This is a genomic window from Streptomyces sp. PL-25 (genome assembly GCF_058344915.1).
This window is the reverse complement of the sequence record NZ_CP136997.1, coordinates 2,038,347-2,054,271: the sequence shown is the minus strand read 5'-3', so window position 1 is coordinate 2,054,271 and position 15,925 is coordinate 2,038,347. Positions and strand designations below refer to the sequence as shown.

Here is a 15,925-nt window from a genome sequence, read left to right as displayed (position 1 = left end):
CCCTACCGTCGACGTCGGCCTTGGCGGATACCGCAGCATCTCGCCCGAGTCGGCTACGCCGGTGGGACTCCCTCACTCGCCTCGCAGGCACTTATCAGTATAGAACGGCTGCTGCGCGACACAAGGGGCAGAAGGGAAAAATCCCCCCTTTTTTCCACCGTCTTCGGCCTTCTGCCGTCTTCTACCGCCCGCCGCCGCTCCCGGGGGCGGCCTCCGTCAGATCGATCAGGCGGCACACCGTGTCGATGTCCGCCTTCACCTGCGCGATGGAGGCCCGGCCCGAGAGCCAGGTGATCAGCGCCGAGAGCCAGGTGTGCTCGATGACGCGCACGGCGGAGAGCTGCTCGGGCGTCGGGTCGTCCTGGCCCATCGCGTCCAGGATGATCGCCGTGGTCTGCCGGGAGACCTGGTCGACCTCGGGGCTCACACTGCGGTCGGCGAAGGTCAGCGCGCGCACCATCGCGTCCGCGAGGTCGGGTTCGCTCTGGAGCGCGAAGAACGCCCGCATCAGCGTCTCCGCGACCCGCTCGGCGGCCCGCTCGCCCGCCGGGGGCCGCTTGCGCAGCGCGCCGTGCAGCCGCTCCAACTGGTCCTGCATGGTGGCGACCAGCAGATGCACCTTGGACGGGAAGTAGCGGTAGAGCGTGCCGAGCGCCACCTGGGAGGACTCCGCGACCTCCCGCATCTGCACCGCGTCGTAGCCGCCCCGGCAGGCCAGGCGCGCGCTGGCGCGCAGGATGCGGCGGCGGCGCGCCTCCTGCCGCTCGGTGAGCGGCGGCGCGGCCGGCCGGGAGGTACGGGCTTGCGCGGGCATGGGTCGCACTCCGTGGCAGTCGGTGGGCCGTGGGGCCGGCGGAGCCGGCGGGCCCGGTGGTCGGACAGCGTGGCAGGGCGTCCGGCCGGTGTGCGAGGGGGCGGGGCGTTCGCCGGCCGTGGTGCGAATCACCCGGTCCCCCGCTCACAGCGCGGCTACCTGCCGGTAGATTCGGAGCCTCCGGAACGATCAAGTCTGAAACTTGTTCTAGATTAGCGTCCCGGCGTAATCTCGCGGCGGTGCAGTCAGAAGGGGGCCCAGAGTGACCGCTGAGGCCAGTCAGGCAGGGTCCCCGGCGGATCTCGCCGCGGACGGCGGGCGACCGCTCAGGATCGCGCTCCTCACCTACAAGGGGAACCCGTTCTGCGGCGGCCAGGGCGTCTACGTCCGCCATCTCTCGCGCGAACTGGCCCGCCTCGGCCACCGCGTCGAGGTGATCGGCTCCCAGCCCTATCCCGTCCTGGACGAGAACGAGGACTACGCGGGCGCGCTGCGCCTGACCGAGCTGCCCAGCCTCGACCTCTACCGTCAGCCCGACCCCTTCCGCACCCCCGGCCGCGGCGAGTACCGCGACTGGATCGACGCGCTGGAGGTCGCCACCATGTGGACCGGCGGCTTCCCCGAGCCGCTGACGTTCTCCCTGCGCGCCCGCCGCCATCTGCGCGCCCGGCGCGGCGAGTTCGACGTCGTCCACGACAACCAGACCCTCGGCTACGGACTCCTCGGCGACGTCGGCGCCCCGCTGGTCACCACCGTCCACCACCCCATCACCGTGGACCGGCGACTGGAGCTGGACGCGGCGGCCACCCGGCAGCGGCAGTGGTCGGTGCGCCGCTGGTACGCCTTCACCCGGATGCAGAAGCGGGTCGCGCGCCGCCTGCCGTCCGTGCTCACCGTCTCCGGCACCTCCCGACAGGAGATCGTCGACCACCTCGGCGTCCGCCCCGACCGCATCCACGTGGTGCACATCGGCGCCGACACCGGCCTGTTCTCGCCCGACCCCTCCGTGGCCCGGGTGAGCGGCCGGATCGTCACCACCTCCAGCGCCGACGTGCCGCTCAAGGGCTTGGTCTTCCTGGTGGAGGCGCTGGCCAAGGTCCGCGCCGAGCACCCCGGCGCCCATCTGGTCGTCGTCGGCAAGCGGCCGTCCGAGGGCCCGGTCGCGCGGGCCGTGGAGCGCTACGGCCTCCAGGACGCCGTCGAGTTCGTCAAGGGCATCTCCGACGCCGAACTGGTCGACCTGGTCCGCTCGGCCGAGGTCGCCTGCGTGCCCTCGCTCTACGAGGGCTTCTCGCTGCCCGCCGCCGAGGCCATGGCCACCGGGACTCCGCTGCTGGCCACGACCGGCGGCGCGATCCCCGAGGTGGCGGGCCGGGACGGCGAGACCTGCCTCGCCGTGCCGCCGGGCGACGCGGAGGCCCTGGCCGCCGGGCTGGTCCGGCTGCTGGGCGACCCCGGCCTGCGGGCGCGGCTCGGCGCCGCCGGACGCGAGCGCGTGCTGCGGCACTTCACCTGGGCCCGTGCCGCCGAGGGCACCGTCGCCCGCTACCGCGAGGCCATCGCGGACTCCGCCCGCCCCGCAGGAGCGGCCGCGCGCCGCCGCCCCGCACCGGCGGCCGCCGCGCCCGCGGCGGACGGGCCCGCGCCGGGCTCACCCGCCGCGACCGCACCCGCCGCACCCGCCGCACCCGCCGCGACCGCACCCGCCGCAGCCGCACCAGCCGCAGAAGCAGCAGACGCATACGAAAGCAGGGCAACGTGCTGACCGTCGACTTCTCCCGGTTCCCGCTCGCCCCGGGCGACCGCGTCCTCGACCTCGGCTGCGGCGCCGGACGGCACGCGTTCGAGTGCTACCGGCGCGGCGCCCGGGTGGTGGCCCTCGACCAGAGCGCCGAGGAGATCCGCGAGGTCGCCAAGTGGTTCGCGGCGATGAAGGAGGCCGGCGAGGCACCCGCCGGGGCCACCGCCACCGCCCTGCGGGGCGACGCCCTCGCGCTGCCCTTCCCCGACGAGTCCTTCGACGTCGTCATCATCTCCGAGGTGATGGAGCACATCCACGACGACAAGGGCGTCCTCGCCGAGATGGTGCGCGTCCTGCGGCCGGGCGGCCGGATCGCGGTCACCGTGCCGCGCTACGGCCCCGAGAAGGTCTGCTGGACCCTGTCCGACGCCTACCACGAGGTCGAGGGCGGCCACATCCGCATCTACAAGGCGGACGAACTGCTCGGCAAGATCCGCGAGGCCGGGCTCAAGCCGTACGGCACGCACCACGCGCACGCCCTGCACTCGCCGTACTGGTGGCTCAAGTGCGCCTTCGGCGTCGACAACGACCAGGTGCTCCCGGTGAAGGCGTACCACAAGTTGCTGGTCTGGGACATCATGAAGAAGCCGCTGGCCACCCGGGTCGCCGAGCAGGCGCTGAACCCGCTGATCGGCAAGAGCTTCGTGGCGTACGCGACCAAGCCCCACCTGCCCCGGGCGGACGCCAAGTGACCACGCCCCGGACAGAACACCTCGTCCTGCCCGGGGTCCTCACCGCCGGGCAGGCCGCCGCCACCGTGGCCGGGCTCCTCGCCGTACAGCGGGAGGACGGCGCCATCCCGTGGTTCCGCGGCCACCACCTCGACCCGTGGGACCACACCGAGGCCGCCATGGCGCTGGACGCGGCGGGCGAGCACGAAGCCGCCGCGCGGGCCTACGACTGGCTGGCCCGCCATCAGCTCCCCGACGGCTCCTGGTACGCCGCCTACGCGGACGGCGCCCACGACGACGTCACCGGCCGCCACCGGGAGACCAACTTCGTCGCCTACGTGGCCGTCGGCGTCTGGCACCACTACCTGTCCACCGGCGACGACACCTTCCTGGACCGCATGTGGCCCGTGGTGTACGCGGCCGTCGAGTTCGTGCTGCGCCTCCAGCAGCCGGGCGGCCAGATCGGCTGGAAGCGCGACGACGACGGAACGGCCACCGCGGACGCGCTGCTGACCGGCTCCGCCTCCGTCCACCACGCGCTGTGCTGCGCGCTGGCCATCGCCGAGCAGCGCGAAGAGCCGCAGCCCGACTGGGAGTTGGCGGCCGGTGCGCTGCGGCACGCGATCCGCAGGCACCCGGAGCGGTTCCTGGACAAGGACCGCTACTCGATGGACTGGTACTACCCGGTGCTCGGCGGCGCGGTCACCGGCGCCGAGGCCAAGGCGCGCATCGAGGCCGGCTGGGAGCGTTTCGTGGTGCCCGGCCTCGGGGTGCGCTGCGTGGTGCCCAACCCGTGGGTGACCGGCGGCGAGTCGGCCGAACTCGCCCTCACCCTGTGGGCGGTGGGCGAGTCCGACCGCGCGCTCGACGTCCTCCAGTCCATCCAGCACCTGCGCGACGCGGACAGCGGCCTGTACTGGACCGGCTACGTCTTCGAGGACGACGCCATATGGCCGCGCGAACTGACCACGTGGACGGCCGGTTCGCTGCTCCTCGCGGTCGCCGCGCTCGGCGGCCACGAGCCCACCTGCACGGTCTTCGCGCAGGACGGCCCGCCCAGGGGACTGGAACCCGACTGCTGCGGCTGACGCGCCCCGGCGGACCGCCGAGGCCGCCGAGGCCGCGTCAGCCGCGGTGCAGCCGGTTGGCCACGGCGTGCCCGATGAACAGGTACACGACCGCGGCCAGGCCGTAGCCCGCGACCACCCGGGCCCACGCCTCGTCGAAGGTGAACAGGTCACGCGACCAGCCGGCGAGCCAGTCGGCCGCTCCATGGATGAACCGCACCAGGTCGTTGGCCCGGTTCGCGTCCAGCAGGTACATCAGGATCCACAGTCCGAGGATGACGGCCATGACATCGGCGACCACCGCGATGACCGTCCCGGCGGAGCCGGAACCCGTGCGATATCGAGGGGACATGCCAAGCGTCTGGCCGCGCGCGGCCGCTTGAAACCTCCCGCGCGCACACGTCGTCACGGCGTACGCACCCTCCGTGCCGTGTTTCGACAGGTATGGCGTGTTTCATCGGGTATGCCGTGGTTCACACGGACCTCTGGAGTATCCGAGACCCGGAGCAACACCTTTCGGAGGACACCGTGCCCGTACCGATACGGCGCCTCACCGTGGCGCTCACCCTCTGCTGCGCCCTGCTCGCCGGTTCCACCCCCGTGTGGGCGGCGGGCCAGGGCGACGGACGGCAGACCGTCCCCAGCGTCGCGGTCGCCGCCCCCACGCCCAGCCCGAGCACCCCCGCCGAGCGGCAGAAGTTCGCCAAGACCCGGTTCGTGGCGAACGCGGGCCTCGCGGCCGGCGCGACCTACCAGTGGATCGTGAAACCGTACAAGGAAGGCAAGTTCAAGAAGGGCGCCAAGCACCGCAGGACGACGCTCGTCAAGGCGGCCCTGGCCGGTGCCTTCACCTACAACCGGCTGAAGGCGGCCGAGCGCAACGCCAAGGGCGACCCGACCCTCTCCAAGGCGCTGGCCCCGCTGGAGTCGGCCGTGGCCGGGCTCAAGGACCTCCCGGCCAAGCTCCGCAAGGGCGACGGCTCGGCCGCGAGCAGCTTCAACGACACCATCAACAAGGTGAAGGACGCGGGCAAGGGCGCGGGCGCGCCCGTCAAGGACAAGGTGCCCACGCCGTCCGAGCTGCGGCAGGGCGCCAAGTCCGGCTCCTGAGCCGCCCGTACGCTCGCGCGCGACGGTCGCGCGAACGGCGACGGCCCCCCGCCGGGAGTCTTCCGGGCGGGGGGCCGTACGGCCATGGAGCCATGGAGCCATGGAGCCGTGGAGAGCGGCGGCGCGGGATCAGCCGCGCTGGATGTTCGAGGTGTCCTGGAGGACACCGCGGCGGCCGTCCTGCATCTCGGTCAGCAGGCCCTGGCCGCGCTGCTCGACGGCCAGGTACCAGACGCCCGGCGCCAGTTCGGCGATCGGCGCGGACGAACCGTCCTCGCCGAACAGCGGACGCGGCGCGGGCACCGCGAACCAGAACGGCGAGAAGGCCGGCGTCTGCTGACCGGCGGCCGCCGGGGCGGGGGCGGGCTGGCCCGGCTGCGGCTGCCCGCCGAAGGACTGACCGCCCTGCGGCTGCGCGCCGTACGGCTGAGGCTGGGCGCCCGGGTAGCCGTAACCGGCCTGCGGCTGCCCGCCGTACGGGCCCGCGGCGACCGGCTTGGGCGCCGAGACCAGCGGTGCCTGGAGCGCCGGGACCAGCGGGGTGGCGATCACCGCGCCCGCCATGACCAGGGACGCGATGAAGCCGAGGATCAGGCCCGCGCCCGCGCCGACCGTGCTCGGCGTGTCCACCAGGTCCCAGAACAGGATCCACGCCACGAGCACCGTGAACCCCGCGCCGACCGTGCCCAGTTCCAGACCGGCCACCTTGCGGGGCTGGGGCAGGCAGCGCTGCACGACGACCAGGACCGCACCGATCACCCCGCCCATGTAGATGCCGAGCCCCAGACCGAGCCCGTCCCAGGCATTGGTGCCGAGGTAGTTGTCGTACGTGTGGAGGAACGACGCGATGAACAGCAACACCGCTGCTCCGATCACCACGCCGTCGCCCCGAGTGAGGGAGCGGATATTCACTTCAGGTCCTTCAGTCGTCTTGTCGCGGGTCAGAGGCGTCGCTTCGGCAGGCCGCCGGTACCGGGTCCTGGGGTGAAGCGCGGGGGTGGCCCCTCATCGTACGGGTGACACTATCGTCCGTCCGGCGCGCCTGTCCGCCGGGAACGGGGTGCGGATCACGACCCGCGCAGGAAACTCACGATTCCCTCAGACAACCCCTCCGCCGCCTTCTGCCGCCAGCTTCCGCTGGTCAGCAGGGCCGCGTCGGTGCGGTCGCGCATATTGCCGCACTCGATGAACACCTTGGGAACCGTTGACAGATTGAGACCCCCGAGGTCCTTCCGCGTGACGAGTCCGGTGCCGCCGCCGAGGTAGGTGGACGGCGGTTCGCCGGTGCTCCGCCGGAAGCCGTCCGCGACGTGTTCCCCCAGGTCCCTGGAGGCGGCCGCGATCGGGCGGGTGTCGGCGGCGCCGGCGTGCACGGCCGCCGGGAGGATCACGTGGAAGCCGCGGTCGCCGGGGGCGGCGCCGTCGGCGTGGACCGAGACCGCCGCGTCCGCGTGCGCGCTGTTGCCGATCCGGGCGCGCTCGTCCACGCACGGCCCCCAGTCCGGGGAGCCGTCGTCGTGGGTCAGCTTCACCGTGACGCCCTGCCGCTGGAGCAGCGTGCGCAGCCGGTGCGCCACGTCCAGCGTGAACCGCGCCTCGGCGTAGCCGTCGTTCGTGGACGTGCCCGTGGTGTCGCACTCCTTGCGGTCGGTGCCGATGTCCACCGGGCGGGCGATCTGCGACGTGTGGCGGAAGTTGCCGGGATTGTGGCCCGGGTCGATGACGACGACCTTGCCCGCGAGGCTGCCCGCGCCGGACCCCTTGCCGTCACCGGAGGACGGGCCGGGGGAGCCGGGCGACGGCGTCCCGGGGCCGCCGGACGGCGCACCCGGGGCGGAGACGGCGGGGGAGGCGGGAGAGGCGGCGGAGCCGTCGTCCGGCGCGCCCACCGCCTCGTACCCCAGCCAGCCCAGCAGCCCGCCGCACACCAGCGCGGTGAGCAGCACGACGGGCGTACGGCGCGAACGGCCGGGGCGCCCGGAGGGCTCGGGGCGGTCCGGGTGCGGGCTCCGGGGGCCTGGGTCTGCGTACGACACGGCTGCGACTCTAACCGCGCGCCGGGGCGCTCGCGCCGGTCCGCCGCAGGACGCGCAGCGAGCCCGTCGCCGACACCTCGGTGAACTCCCCGGACTCCAGCGCCCGCAGATACACGCGGTACGGCGCCTGCCCGGTGAACTCGTCCTCGGGCTCCGGGAACACGTCGTGGATGACGAGCAGCCCGCCCGCCGCCAGGTGCGGGGCCCAGCCCGCGTAGTCGGCACCGGCGTGCTCGTCGGTGTGCCCGCCGTCGACGAAGACCAGCCCGAGCGGGGTGTTCCACAGCGCGGCGATCTGCGGCGAGCGGCCGACGAGCGCCACCACGTGCTCCTCCAGACCGGCCCGGTGCAGCGTGCGCCGGAACGCGGGCAGCGTGTCCATCAGGCCGAGCTCCGGGTCGACCGTCTCCGGGTCGTGGTAGTCCCAGCCGGGCTGCTGCTCCTCGCTGCCCCGGTGGTGGTCGACGGTGAGCGCGGTGACTCCCGCCCGCCGCGCCGCGTCGGCGAGCAGCACCGTGGAGCGCCCGCAGTACGTGCCGACCTCCAGCAGCGGCAGCCCGAGCCGCCCCGCGTCCGCCGCCGCCGCGTACAGCGCCAGCCCCTCGTCCGTGGGCATGAACCCCTTCGCGGCCTCGAACGCGGCCAGGATGTCGGGCTTCGGTACCGCGGTCATGCGGCGGGTCCTTCCGGTCGTACGTACGGCGTGCCGGGCGCCCATGCTGCCGCACCCGCTGCCGGGCGGGCGACAGCGGGTGCGGTGGGGTGCGTGCGGCGGGCGGCCCAGGCGGTGGACGGGCGGCTCAGGCGGTGGACGGGCGGCTCAGGCGGTCCCGGCCGGACGGTACCGGCGGCCGGGACGTCAGGCGCTGACCGTCTCGCCCGGCAGGGCCAGGTCGAGGTCGACCGGGCGGTCGTCGCCGGTGTGGGTGGCCGAGGCCGCGTGCGGGCCGTGGCCGGTGGCGCGGGCGGCCAGGACATACGGTCCCCGGACCGGGACCGCGAGGGCGTAGCTGCCGTCGGCCGAGGAGAGGGTGGCGCCGGCCTGGCGGCCGTGCCGGTCGATCAGCGTGACCTTGGCGCGGGCGACCGGGGCGCCGGCGGCGTCCAGGACCCGGCCGCGGAAGCCGCCCAGCATCTCCTGCGCGCGGGCCAGGTTCGCGTCCTCCTCGCTGCTGGCGCGCAGCTGCGGGGCGGTGGAGCGGGCGGGCCGGGGCAGGCACAGGGCGAGTACCAGGCCGACGGCGACGGCGCCGGTGGCGATCAGGAAGGAGACGCGGAAGCCGTGCATGGTGGGCACGGCCACGCCGTTCACCTGGTGGGCGGTGTTGGCCAGCACCATGCCGATCACGGCGCTGGAGACCGAGGTGCCGATGGAGCGCATCAGCGTGTTCAGGCCGTTGGCCGCGCCGGTCTCGGCGGCCGGGACCGCGCCGACGATCAGCGCGGGCAGCGAGGAGTAGGCGAGGCCGATGCCGGCGCCCAGCATCACCGAGGTGAGCACCGTCTGCCAGGCCGCGTCCATCAGGCCGAGGCCGCCGCCGTAGCCGATCGCGATGATCATCAGGCCGATGACCAGGGTGGTCCGGGGGCCGTAGCGGGCGGAGAGCCGGGCGTAGACGGGCGCGGTGAACATCATCGTCAGGCCGAGCGGGGCCACACACAGACCCGCGACGACCATCGACCGGCCGAGGCCGTAGCCGGTGGCGGTGGGGAGCTGGAGCAGCTGCGGCAGGACCAGGGAGACGACGTAGAAGGCGACGCCGACCATGATCGAGGCGAGGTTGGTGAGCAGCACCTCGCGGCGGGCGGTGGTGCGCAGGTCGACCAGCGGGGCCTTGCTGCGCAGCTCCATCAGGCCCCACAGCAGCAGGACGACGACGGCGGCGGCGAACAGGCCGAGCGTGGTGGGCGAGGACCAGCCCCAGTCGCTGCCCTTGGTGATCGGCAGCAGGAACAGCACCAGTCCGGCGGACAGGCCGAGCGCGCCCGGCAGGTCGAAGGAGCCCGCGGCGCGCATCGGCGACTCGGGGACGGTCAGCAGGGTGAGCACGATGGCGAGGACACCGAGTCCGGCGGCGCCGTAGAAGAGGGCGTGCCAGTCGGTATGCTGGGCGACGAGGGCCGCGGCGGGCAGCGCGAGGCCGCCGCCGACGCCGATGGAGGAACTCATCAGCGCCATCGAGGAGCCGAGCTTCTCGCGCGGCAGCATGTCGCGCATCAGGCCGATGCCGAGCGGGATCGCGCCCATGGCGAAGCCCTGGAGCGTACGGCCCACGATCATGGCGAGCAACGCACTTGTGAAGGCGCTGACCAGCGCGCCCGCGACCATGACCGTGAGGCTGGCTATCAGCATCCGGCGCTTGCCGTAGAGGTCGCCGAGGCGGCCCATGATCGGCGTGGCCACGGCGCCGGAGAGGAGGGTGGAGGTCAGGACCCAGGTGGCGTTGCTGGGGGTGGTGTCCAGCAGCAGCGGCAGGTCCTTGATGACCGGGACGAGCAGGGTCTGCATCACCGCGACAACGATGCCCGCGAAGGCGAGAACCGGGACGACGGCCCCGCTCGCGCTCCGGGAGGGCCGGTTGGTCGTCGTGAGCGTCATTGAGGGCGGCCTCCAGGCCTTGAGAACGAAGGTTCGGTGATCATCCGTACGGGATAAGTGCCGGGTAAACCTCGTTCGCCGGGGCACCTATTCCGATGCTTCGGCGTACTAACGAATTCTTGACCGTTCCGAAAGAATCTGACTAGGAGTCAGGCATGATCCGGTCGCAACGAGGCAGAGCGGGACGGGGGCGCGCGGACCGGAGGGGCTAGGCGGACTAGGCCGAGAGGACCAGGTGAAGGCGGCCCGAAATCCCGATGCAAGGGGCACCGGCCGCTTGAGACCATGACAACCATGCTCAAAGCCGCCGGTCGCACCGCGACCACCCGCAGCCGTGTCCCGGCTTCACCCACCTGGCTCGTCGTCGCCCTCGCCTGTGCCGGACAGTTCCTGGTCGTCCTGGACGTGTCCGTCGTCAACGTCGCCCTCCCCTCGATGCGCGCCGACCTCGGGCTCAGCGGCCCGGGACTGCAATGGGTGGTGAACGCCTACGCCATCGCCTTCGCCGGGTTCATGCTGCTCGGCGGCCGGGCCGGCGACCTCTACGGCCGCAAGCGCATGTTCCTGGTCGGCCTCGGCCTGTTCACGCTGGCCTCGCTCGGCGGCGGCCTCGCCCAGGAGGGCTGGCAACTGCTGCTGGCCCGCGCCGTGCAGGGGCTCGGCGCCGCCGTGCTCGCCCCCTCCACCCTGACCCTGCTCACCGCCGCCGTCCCCGAGGGCGCCGCCCGCGCGCGGGCGATAGCCACCTGGACGGCGGTCGGCGCGGGCGGCGGCGCGGCGGGCGGCCTGGTCGGCGGGATCCTGGTGCAGGGCCTGTCCTGGCGGTGGGTGCTGCTGATCAACGTGCCGGTCGGCGCGGTGGTGCTGGCCGCCTCGGTGCGCCGGCTGGTGGAGAGCCGGGCCGGTGAGCGCAGGCGCCTGGACCTGCCGGGCGCACTGCTGGTGACCGCCGGGCTCGCCGTCCTGGCGTACGGCATCTCGCAGACCGAGGCCGAGGGCTGGACCGCGGCGGCCACCCTGGTCCCGCTGCTCGCCGGGCTCGTCCTCATCGCCGCCTTCCTCGCCGTGGAGGCGCGCACCGCCGCCCCGCTGATGCCGCTCGGCCTGCTGCGGGTGCGCTCGGTGGCGTCCGCGAACGCGGCGATGCTGATCTGCGGCTCGGCGATGTTCTGCATGTGGTTCTTCATGACGCTGTACGCGCAGAACGTGCTCGGCTACTCCCCGCTGGACGCCGGACTCGCCCTGGTCCCCAGCTCCCTCGCCGTCGTCCTCGGCTCCAAGATCGCACCGCGCCTGATGCGGGCGGCGGGCGCGCGCAACGTCGCCGTGCTCGGCACCCTGGTGTCGGCCGCCGGCTTCGGCTGGCAGTCCCTGATGAAGGCGGACAGCGGCTATCTGACGTCGATCATGTTCCCCGGCATCCTGATGATGCTGGGCGCGGGCCTGGCCGGCACCCCGCTCGCCGCCCTGGCCACCTCCGGCGCCGCCCCCGGCGACGCCGGACTCGTCTCCGGCCTCATCAACACCTCCCGCACGATGGGCGGTTCCCTCGGCCTCGCCGTCATGTCCACCCTCGCCGCCGCCCGCACCGCCGGCCGCACCACCCCCGCCGCCCTCACCGACGGCTACGCTCTCGTCTTCCGCACCGGCACCGCCGTCGTCCTGGCCGGCGCCCTGCTGATGGCGGTGTGGCTGCCCCGGGGGGTGGGGGGCGGGGAGCGGCGGGCCTAGGGACTGCCCGGGGCGCGCCGGGCCGTGAAAACTCCCCCCGGCCCGGCGGGCGGCGGTGCCTTCCGGGGCCGCGGCGCCACCCGGCGCACGGTTTCCGCCGGGTACCGGGGCGATCCCCCTGCCTCGCCCGTACCAGCCCGGCGGTGCCCCGCACAGGGCTCCTGGAGGACCCCGTAGGGCCGCGCCTGACCTGGGCTTTCGGTGAGTACGGCACTACCGTCGGGGCACCGGGAACGGGCCCGGGGCAGGGCCCGCCCGAAGGCCCTGGGAGGGGAAGCGCATGGACCGGGACATCCGCACCGTGGACGACGTGCTCCGGCTGCTGGACGGGCTGTTCGCCCCCGGCGCCGACCGCTGGACGGGCGGTGCCGCCGACTGGTGGGACGGCTTCTACGCCGACCGGGACCGGCCGGTGCCGTTCTTCGCCGCCGCCCCCGACGAGAACCTGGTGGAGTGGCTGGACCGGGGGCTGATCGGCGGGCGCCGGGCCCTGGACCTCGGCTGCGGTCCGGGCCGCAACGCCCTGCACCTGGCGGCGCGCGGCTACGCGGTGGACGCCGTGGACCTCTCACCGGCCGCCGTGGACTGGGCGCGGGAACGGGCCCGCGCCGCCGGTGCCGAGGTGCGCTTCCTGTGCGGGGACGCCTTCGCCGCGAGCGGGACCGGCCTCACCGGTCCGTACGACCTCGTCTACGACTCCGGATGCTTCCACCACCTGCCGCCGCACCGCCGGATCAGCTACCTCGCCCTGCTGGACCGGGTCCTCGCCCCCGGCGGCCGGTTCGCCCTCACCTGCTTCGCCGCCGGTGCCATGGGCTGCGAACTGCCCGACGCCGAGCTGTACCGCACCGCCGGGCTGCACGGCGGGCTCGCCTACACGCCGGAGGCGCTGCGCCGGATCTTCTCCGGGCTGACGGAGGTGGAACTGCGCCGGATGCGCGCCGAACCCGACGGGTCGCCGCGCTTCGGGGAGGACTTCCTGTGGACGGCGCTGTTCCGCAGGCAGCCGTCCGGGACCGGGCCCTCGGCCTGAGACCGGGCGGCCTCTACAGCCACCCCTGCTGGCGGGCCTCGCGCATGGCTTCCATGCGGTTGCGGGTGCCGGTCTTGCCGATGGCGGAGGAGAGGTAGTTGCGGACGGTGGACTCGGAGAGGTGGAGTCTGGCGGCGATGTCGGCGACCGTCGCGCCGTCGGCGGACGCCTTGAGGACGTCGCACTCACGGACGGTGAGGGGGCTGGGGCCCGCGCTGAGGGCCGCCGCGGCGAGGGCCGGGTCGACCACCGTCTGACCGGCCAGCACCCGCCGGATCGCCGCCGCCAGCTCCTCCACCGGGCCGTCCTTGACGAGGAAGCCGGCCGCGCCCGCCTCCATGGCCCGGCGCAGATAGCCGGGGCGGCCGAAGGTGGTGAGGATCAGCACCTTGCAGCCGGGGGCCCGCTCGCGCAGCTCGGCGGCGGCGTCGAGACCGCTGCGGCCGGGCAGTTCGATGTCCAGGAGCGCCACGTCGGGGCGGTGGGCCAGCGCGGCGTCCACGATGGCGTCCCCGGCCGCCACCTGCGCGACGACCTCCATGTCCTCCTCCAGCCCGAGCAGCAGCGCGAGCGCGCCCCGCATCATCCCCTGGTCCTCGGCGAGAAGGACCCGGGTGCGTTCGGCCGGACGGTGCTCCTGCGGCGTCTCGTTCACGGGGCAAGCGTAGGGACTCCGGGGAGCGGCGGGCGCCGGAACGGTTCTCTCGGGACGGGCCCGCGGTCCCGGGTCAGCATCCGGCCGGGCGCGTGCCCAGGTCCGTGCCGCCCGGGAGTGCCGTGGCCAGGGCCGCGGCGGTCAGTTCCTCGGTGCTGGCGGGGAGTTCGGCGGTGACCGTGAAGCCGCCGCGCGGGGACGGGCCGGTGTGGAGGGAGCCGCCGGCCGCGGCGAGGCGTTCGGTGAGGCCCTTGAGTCCGGTGCCGCCGATGCCGGGGGTGCGGGCCGGGGCCGCGGGGCCCGGGGCGCCGGTGCCGTTGTCGGCGACGGTGAGGCGGACCCGCTCGGCCCCGCCCGTCACCGCGATCTCGCAGCGTCCGGCGCCGCTGTGGCGCACCGCGTTGGTGACCGCCTCGCGCACCACCCAGCCCAGCAGCGCCTCCGTCTGCGGCGTCAGCGGCGGCCCCGAGCGGCGTACGACGGGCTCGATGCCCGCGGCGGTCAGCGCCGAGCGGGCCCGGTCCAGCTCCGTGCTCAGGCTGCCCTCGCGGTAGCCCGTGACCGCCTCGCGGATCTCGGTGAGCGCCTGCCGGCCGACCGACTCGATGTCGCCGACCTGCGCCAGCGCCGCGTCCAGGTCCCGCGGCGCCAGCCGCCGCGCCGCCTCCGACTTCACCACGATCACCGACAGGGTGTGCCCCAGCAGATCGTGCAGATCGCGGGAGAAGCGCATCCGCTCCTCCTCCACCGCGCGCCGGGCCAGCTCCTCCCGGGCGGCCCGCAGCTCCCGCACCGCCTCGCTCAGGCTCAGGATCGCCGCCGTCACCATGGTGGACAGGAACGTCGCGTACGCGATGTTGACCCCGTCCCAGCCCTCCCGGAAGCCCGCGACGAGCCCCGAGAACACCGCCAGTGACAGCCCCGCCTTCCCCAGCCAGGGACCGCGCAGGATCGAGCCCGCGGCCAGCCCGAGCAGCGGGAAGAACAGCAGCCAGTTCCCGCCGTAGCCCAGGCCCAGCGCGGTGGTGACCAGCCCCATCAGCCCCAGCGCGGTCCGGGTGGCCCGCGCCGCCCGCCGCTTCTTGTCGAACGCGTTGAAGACGACGTAGACGTACAGCGAGTTGAACGCGAGCAGCCCGAGCACGCCGCCCCAGGCGTGGGGCGTGCGGCCCTGGAAGATGTTGGAGAGCGAGCCGAGACCCATCAGCAGCCACGGCAGCAGCGCGAACCCGCTCGGCGGCGGCCCCGAGTCCTCCGGCACCTCGCCGGCCTTCCGCGCCGCCTTCCACTCGCCCTTGAGCCGCGCCTTGTTGTCCTTCCAGAACCGCCGCGCCTCCCGGGCCTCGCGGACCGCCTCCTGCCAGGACCGCTTGTGGTGGGCGATGCTGAGCGACCAGTGCTCGGTGATGCTGCGCGTCCGGCTCATGTTCCGTTCCCCCGATCAGACGGTTGCCGCGGTGCGGCGGTACGCCAGCACAGCGTACGAACCGAACGCCGCGAGCCAGCCCGCCAGCACGAGGACGGCACCCATGGCCGGAGCATGCCCCTCGGTGACCGCCAGCCCGACCTGGGAGAAGCGGTTGGTGGGCGTGTACGCGGACACCGAACGCAGCCAGTGCGGGAACAGGTCGACCGGGAACCACAGCCCGCCGACCACCGCCAGTCCCAGGTTGCACACCAGGTTCGCCACGGCCGAGGTCTGCGGGGTGTTCAGCCGGTAGCCGTTGCCCAGCCCCAGCAGCGTGAACGGCACCGAGCCCAGCCACAGCAGCAGCGCCGTCAGCGCCCACTGCCACACCGCCAGCCGTACGCCGTTGACCAGGCCACCCGCCAGCAGCACCGCGCAGATCGCGGGCAGCACCGTCACCGCGCCGGTCAGCGCCCGTCCCGTCACCACCTGGCGCGGGGTCATCGGCGTCACCCGCAGCTGCCGCAGCCAGCCCAGCGACCGGTCCTCGGCGACCGCGCCACCCGTGTTCAGCGCCGCGCCGACCGCGCCGTAGGCGGCCATGCCCACCATCGCGGCCGTCCGCCACCCGCCGGTGCCGTCGGTGTTGTCGGTGTTGCCCGTGCCGATGTTGGTGAACAGCAGATACATCATCACCGGCACGGCGACCGAGCCGATCACGAACCCGGTGTCGCGCAGCGTGCGCCGCACTTCGAGGCGCAGGTAGTCCCACATCAGACCGTCTCCTTCCCGAAGGCCCGGCCGGCGGCGCCGGTCAGGGCCAGGAACGCCTCGTCCAGCGAGGCCGGGGCCACCTCGAGGCCGCGTATCGCGCCCAGACCGGCCAGCGCGACCACCGTCGCGTCCGCGTCGTCGGTGCGCAGCCGCGCCCGGTCCCCGCGCACCTCCAGGGACCGCACCCCCGGCAGCAGCTCAAGACCGGCCGTGCCGCGTCCGGACA

At 74.0% G+C, this 15,925-nt stretch carries 15 protein-coding genes; 6 read left to right on the top strand and 9 right to left on the bottom strand.

The annotated features are described in order from the left end of the window. Positions 1–181: 181 nt before the first annotated feature. Positions 182–814, bottom strand: a complete 633-nt coding sequence (locus R4Z62_RS09160) for a TetR family transcriptional regulator (protein WP_355477534.1) — start codon at positions 812–814, stop codon at positions 182–184. Between the two features lie 262 nt (positions 815–1,076). Between R4Z62_RS09160 and R4Z62_RS09155 the strand changes: the two genes are divergently transcribed. Genes R4Z62_RS09155 through R4Z62_RS09145 form a run of 3 tightly spaced genes read left to right on the top strand, consistent with a single transcriptional unit; the run spans position 1,077 to position 4,374 of the window. Further along, positions 1,077–2,579: a glycosyltransferase family 4 protein gene (locus R4Z62_RS09155; protein ID WP_491519512.1), complete on the top strand. Its 1,503-nt coding sequence runs from the start codon at positions 1,077–1,079 to the stop codon at positions 2,577–2,579. Further along, positions 2,573–3,307, top strand: coding sequence for a class I SAM-dependent methyltransferase (locus R4Z62_RS09150; protein WP_491519511.1), 735 nt, complete (start codon positions 2,573–2,575; stop codon positions 3,305–3,307). Before R4Z62_RS09155 ends, R4Z62_RS09150 begins: the two co-directional genes overlap by 7 nt. Further along, positions 3,304–4,374: a prenyltransferase/squalene oxidase repeat-containing protein gene (locus R4Z62_RS09145; protein ID WP_037893345.1), complete on the top strand. Its 1,071-nt coding sequence runs from the start codon at positions 3,304–3,306 to the stop codon at positions 4,372–4,374. The genes R4Z62_RS09150 and R4Z62_RS09145 overlap by 4 nt, the downstream gene beginning before the upstream one ends. Before the next feature lie 37 nt (positions 4,375–4,411). On the opposite strand, the gene R4Z62_RS09140 is transcribed toward R4Z62_RS09145, so the two are convergent. Then, positions 4,412–4,705: a hypothetical protein gene (locus tag R4Z62_RS09140; RefSeq protein WP_026252980.1), complete on the bottom strand. Its 294-nt coding sequence runs from the start codon at positions 4,703–4,705 to the stop codon at positions 4,412–4,414. Between the two features lie 176 nt (positions 4,706–4,881). On the opposite strand from R4Z62_RS09140, the gene R4Z62_RS09135 reads away from it, so the two are divergent. After that, the gene (locus tag R4Z62_RS09135) at positions 4,882–5,463 is read left to right on the top strand and encodes a hypothetical protein (RefSeq protein ID WP_491519510.1); all 582 of its coding nucleotides are present in this window, start codon (positions 4,882–4,884) and stop codon (positions 5,461–5,463) included. A 129-nt stretch (positions 5,464–5,592) separates the two neighbouring features. On the opposite strand, the gene R4Z62_RS09130 is transcribed toward R4Z62_RS09135, so the two are convergent. The 4 genes from R4Z62_RS09130 to R4Z62_RS09115 all read right to left on the bottom strand — a co-directional run bounded on the left by R4Z62_RS09130 (position 5,593) and on the right by R4Z62_RS09115 (position 10,098). Then, positions 5,593–6,375, bottom strand: coding sequence for a hypothetical protein (locus R4Z62_RS09130; RefSeq protein ID WP_173860821.1), 783 nt, complete (start codon positions 6,373–6,375; stop codon positions 5,593–5,595). A gap of 155 nt (positions 6,376–6,530) precedes the next feature. Beyond that, the gene (locus R4Z62_RS09125; protein ID WP_491519509.1) at positions 6,531–7,499 is read right to left on the bottom strand and encodes an N-acetylmuramoyl-L-alanine amidase; all 969 of its coding nucleotides are present in this window, start codon (positions 7,497–7,499) and stop codon (positions 6,531–6,533) included. Between the two features lie 10 nt (positions 7,500–7,509). Then, positions 7,510–8,172, bottom strand: coding sequence for a class I SAM-dependent methyltransferase (locus R4Z62_RS09120; protein ID WP_389595823.1), 663 nt, complete (start codon positions 8,170–8,172; stop codon positions 7,510–7,512). Positions 8,173–8,358: 186 nt separating this feature from the next. Then, positions 8,359–10,098, bottom strand: coding sequence for an MFS transporter (locus R4Z62_RS09115; protein ID WP_064532896.1), 1,740 nt, complete (start codon positions 10,096–10,098; stop codon positions 8,359–8,361). A gap of 294 nt (positions 10,099–10,392) precedes the next feature. Here R4Z62_RS09115 and R4Z62_RS09110 point away from each other — a divergent pair, with 294 nt between their 5' ends. Together R4Z62_RS09110 and R4Z62_RS09105 are read left to right on the top strand one after the other, a co-directional pair. Continuing rightward, positions 10,393–11,829, top strand: a complete 1,437-nt coding sequence (locus R4Z62_RS09110) for an MFS transporter (protein WP_064532895.1) — start codon at positions 10,393–10,395, stop codon at positions 11,827–11,829. Positions 11,830–12,109: 280 nt separating this feature from the next. Next, on the top strand, positions 12,110–12,862 hold the full coding sequence (locus R4Z62_RS09105; protein ID WP_355477519.1) for a class I SAM-dependent methyltransferase: 753 nt from the start codon (positions 12,110–12,112) through the stop codon (positions 12,860–12,862). A 13-nt stretch (positions 12,863–12,875) separates the two neighbouring features. On the opposite strand, the gene R4Z62_RS09100 is transcribed toward R4Z62_RS09105, so the two are convergent. From R4Z62_RS09100 to R4Z62_RS09090, 3 genes are all read right to left on the bottom strand, one after another. Further along, a complete protein-coding gene (locus tag R4Z62_RS09100) occupies positions 12,876–13,517 on the bottom strand; it encodes a response regulator transcription factor (protein WP_064532890.1) in 642 nt (213 codons plus the stop codon). A 73-nt stretch (positions 13,518–13,590) separates the two neighbouring features. Continuing rightward, complete coding sequence (locus R4Z62_RS09095) at positions 13,591–14,943, bottom strand: sensor histidine kinase (protein ID WP_491519508.1); 1,353 nt, start codon at positions 14,941–14,943, stop codon at positions 13,591–13,593. Positions 14,944–14,958: 15 nt separating this feature from the next. Further along, positions 14,959–15,699, bottom strand: coding sequence for an ABC transporter permease (locus R4Z62_RS09090; protein ID WP_064532888.1), 741 nt, complete (start codon positions 15,697–15,699; stop codon positions 14,959–14,961). Positions 15,700–15,925: the final 226 nt, after the last annotated feature.

Excerpts from the sequence above, each read along its gene's own strand:
- R4Z62_RS09160 (WP_355477534.1), bottom strand. The coding sequence starts at position 814 with ATGCCCGCGCAAGCCCGTACCTCCCGGCCGGCCGCGCCGCCGCTCACC.
- R4Z62_RS09140 (WP_026252980.1), bottom strand. The coding sequence starts at position 4,705 with ATGTCCCCTCGATATCGCACGGGTTCCGGCTCCGCCGGGACGGTCATC.
- R4Z62_RS09120 (WP_389595823.1), bottom strand. The coding sequence starts at position 8,172 with ATGACCGCGGTACCGAAGCCCGACATCCTGGCCGCGTTCGAGGCCGCG.
- R4Z62_RS09115 (WP_064532896.1), bottom strand. The coding sequence starts at position 10,098 with ATGACGCTCACGACGACCAACCGGCCCTCCCGGAGCGCGAGCGGGGCC.
- R4Z62_RS09110 (WP_064532895.1), top strand. The coding sequence starts at position 10,393 with ATGCTCAAAGCCGCCGGTCGCACCGCGACCACCCGCAGCCGTGTCCCG.
- R4Z62_RS09105 (WP_355477519.1), top strand. The coding sequence starts at position 12,110 with ATGGACCGGGACATCCGCACCGTGGACGACGTGCTCCGGCTGCTGGAC.
- R4Z62_RS09095 (WP_491519508.1), bottom strand. The coding sequence starts at position 14,943 with ATGAGCCGGACGCGCAGCATCACCGAGCACTGGTCGCTCAGCATCGCC.
- R4Z62_RS09090 (WP_064532888.1), bottom strand. The coding sequence starts at position 15,699 with ATGTGGGACTACCTGCGCCTCGAAGTGCGGCGCACGCTGCGCGACACC.